Origin of the sequence: Streptomyces sp. T39, from assembly GCF_008042045.1 — a bacterium.
Taxonomy (GTDB): Bacteria; Actinomycetota; Actinomycetes; order Streptomycetales; family Streptomycetaceae; genus Streptomyces.
Genome location: NZ_RDBP01000129.1, coordinates 1 through 2,729 on the forward strand (window position 1 = coordinate 1; position 2,729 = coordinate 2,729).

5 protein-coding genes are annotated in these 2,729 nt (G+C 70.1%); 3 read left to right on the plus strand and 2 right to left on the minus strand.

Annotated features, from left to right (window positions below):
• Positions 1 to 184 precede the first annotated feature (184 nt).
• Positions 185 to 1,087 carry an RICIN domain-containing protein gene (locus tag EAO77_RS35810; RefSeq protein WP_222723742.1) on the plus strand — a complete coding sequence of 301 codons (903 nt, stop codon included), beginning with the start codon at positions 185 to 187 and terminating at the stop codon, positions 1,085 to 1,087.
• Positions 1,088 to 1,110: 23 nt separating this feature from the next.
• Here the strand turns inward: EAO77_RS35810 and EAO77_RS35815 are convergent, their stop codons facing one another.
• Positions 1,111 to 1,335 (minus strand): hypothetical protein, encoded by a 225-nt coding sequence (locus tag EAO77_RS35815; protein WP_147992481.1) that lies wholly within the window; start codon positions 1,333 to 1,335, stop codon positions 1,111 to 1,113.
• Positions 1,332 to 1,553 carry a hypothetical protein gene (locus tag EAO77_RS35820; RefSeq protein ID WP_147992482.1) on the minus strand — a complete coding sequence of 74 codons (222 nt, stop codon included), beginning with the start codon at positions 1,551 to 1,553 and terminating at the stop codon, positions 1,332 to 1,334. Before EAO77_RS35820 ends, EAO77_RS35815 begins: the two co-directional genes overlap by 4 nt.
• 118 nt (positions 1,554 to 1,671) lie before the next feature.
• On the opposite strand from EAO77_RS35820, the gene EAO77_RS35825 reads away from it, so the two are divergent.
• Both EAO77_RS35825 and EAO77_RS35830 read left to right on the plus strand, forming a co-directional pair.
• A complete protein-coding gene (locus EAO77_RS35825; protein ID WP_147992483.1) occupies positions 1,672 to 2,514 on the plus strand; it encodes a helix-turn-helix domain-containing protein in 843 nt (280 codons plus the stop codon).
• Between the two features lie 10 nt (positions 2,515 to 2,524).
• Positions 2,525 to 2,695, plus strand: coding sequence for a DUF397 domain-containing protein (locus tag EAO77_RS35830; RefSeq protein ID WP_261994305.1), 171 nt, complete (start codon positions 2,525 to 2,527; stop codon positions 2,693 to 2,695).
• The last annotated feature ends 34 nt before the right edge of the window (positions 2,696 to 2,729 follow it).

Below are 2,729 nucleotides of genomic sequence, written 5' to 3' on the forward strand. Positions count from 1 at the left end.
AGGCACATGCCGTCGGAACTCTTCAGCGTGTGTCCCCCCGCCCCCCGTGCGCCGATCTGCCAGAGCTGGGCCTCGGAGCCGTTGCAGGCTTCGACCGCGAGGCCGTAGAACGTGTTGGACTTGAGGCACTTGCCGGTCTCGCCTACCAGTGTGAACCTGGTGGACGACACCGGCTGGTAGGTCCATGTGTAGTACCGCTTGGTGCCGTTGGCCCCCGGCTCGCCGCACACCCCCGGCGAAGAAGCCGCGCGAGCGGCGCAGGCGGACGATGCTGCTGGTGCTGCCGATCGTCGTGGTCACCGGCACCACCCTGACCGTGGCGCTCTCCCCGTACGACATCCCGGGCCTCGGCCGCGACCGGGGCGTATCGGCCAAGCCCTCGCCCACGCCGTCCGGCAGCCCTTCGTCCGCTCCGTCGCCGGACGGGGTCTCCCCGTCGCCCAGCCGACCGGGAGCGTCTCCGGCCGGGAGCGCGTCGCCCTCGACCGGCGCCCCGGGCGGGGTCTCCGGAGGCGGTGGCGCGGAGGGCGCCGGAGCCGGCGGCTCGGACGGCGGCCGGGATCCGGGCACCTCGGACGGCAGCGGCGGCGACGGTTCCGGCGGGTCGAGCAGCTCCGGCGGGTCCGGTTCCTCGGGCGGTTCCGGCGCGTCCGGCGGCGGCCAGGCCCCGGCGCCGCCCCCGGCCCCGTCCACCAGCGGGCGCGTCCAGAACCTCGCCGTCGGCCGGTGCGTCGCGGAGAACAAGAACACGTTCTCCGGCAGCTCGTCCGTCATGAACGCGGTGTGCGGCGAGCCGGGGGCCAACGGCACCAAGCGGTACTACACATGGACCTACCAGCCGGTGTCGTCCACCAGGTTCACACTGGTAGGCGAGACCGGCAAGTGCCTCAAGTCCAACACGTTCTACGGCCTCGCGGTCGAAGCCTGCAACGGCTCCGAGGCCCAGCTCTGGCAGATCGGCGCACGGGGGGCGGGGGGACACACGCTGAAGAGTTCCGACGGCATGTGCCTCGCGATGACGAGCAACGTCGGATTCGCCAAGGCGGCATGCGACGCGACCCAGAAATCCCAGCTCTGGGCGAGCTGACCTCCCCGCCGACCCGGCACCCGCTACGGCAGCCGGCCCTCCGCGTTGCGCACCCGGACCCGGGCCCGCAGCACCTCGGAGGGTTCGGCCGGGCGGAGGTCGGCGGGCGGGCAGTCCCACTCCCGCCCGCCGCCCACCGGACGCAGATACCCGTACGCACCGAAGTACGCCATCACCCGGCCCACCCGGCCGTCGCGCACATCGACCGCATACGTCCCGAGCTCCGGGGCCCCGGGCGCCGCCCTCACTTCTCCAGTCCCTTCAGGACGGCCGCGAGCCGCAGCGCCGTGTCGAGATTGCAGCGCCCCAGCTCGATGAGCGGATACGGCGCGTCACTCGCCAGCGAGACGACGTCGACGCGCAACGACGGCAGCGTCACCGACACCACGTCCAGCCCGTCCTTCAGCCGGGCCACCACCTCCTCCGCGGCCCGCAGCCGCTCCCCCGAACGCACGACCTGTCCCATGACGCGGACTCCTCCAGCACTGAGTGTTCACTTTCCTCACCCAGCGTGTCCGTCACCTCGCTAACCTGGGAAGAGACGGCGGCCCAACAACGCGACCTGCTGCTCCTGGAGTTGTCCCATGCCCGGACCCAAGGATCTCGACCCGTCCACCTCCCCGAGGGCGCTCCTCGGCGCGGAGCTCCGCCACGCCCGCATAAAGGCCGGCCTCACGCAGGACGAACTCGGCGAGCCACTGTTCGTCAGCGGCTCCTACATCGGCCAGATGGAGGCGGGCACGCGCCGCATCCTGCGGGAGCACGCGGTCCGACTGGACGAGGTGTTGGGCACGGCGGACTTCTTCACCCGCAACTGCGAGGTGTCGAGCAAGTCCCGCTACCCGGACCACTTCGCGGAGGCTGCCGAGGCGGAGACCACGGCCACATCGATTATGGAGTCGTCCACGCTGCTGATTCCCGGCCTGCTCCAGACAGAGGCGTATGCACGGGCCGTGTTCCGTGCATACCAGCCGACGGCCCCGGAGGATTCGATCAACCGCATGATCGACGCTCGCCTCGCCCGCGCGCGGCTCCTGGAGAACCCGACGAAGCCCTTGATCTGGGTAGTGCTCGACGAAGCCGTGCTGCACCGCAAGGTGGGCGGTCCTGAGGTGATGGCGGAGGCCTTGGCGCACGTGGCGGAATTGGCTCGACGGCATCGCATCATCGCGCAGGTCCTCCCCTTCGACGTCGGCGCGCACGCGGCGATGACATCGGCGATCAAGCTGATGTCGTTCGCCGATGCCCCACCACTGGCCTATCTCGACAGTCCTTACACAGGGCGCTTGTTGGATGATCCCGCCTCAGTAGCACGGCACCAGCTGACCTACGATCTGATCAGGGCCACCGCACTCTCGCCCAAGGCGTCCCTGGCTCTGATCTCGTCTACGGCGGAGGGATATGCACATGAAGCGCAGCAGCCCTGAGCACGGCACCATGACGCCTGTCTGGCACAAGTCCAGCTACAGCGACGGAACCGGCGGCAACTGCCTCGAAGTCGCCGACACCCCCGCCCCGCACCCCGTCCCCGTGCGCCGATCTGCCAGAGCTGGGCCTCGGAGCCGTTGCAGGCTTCGACCGCGAGGCCGTAGAACGTGTTGGACTTGAGGCACTTGCCGGTCTCGCCTACCAGTGTGAACCT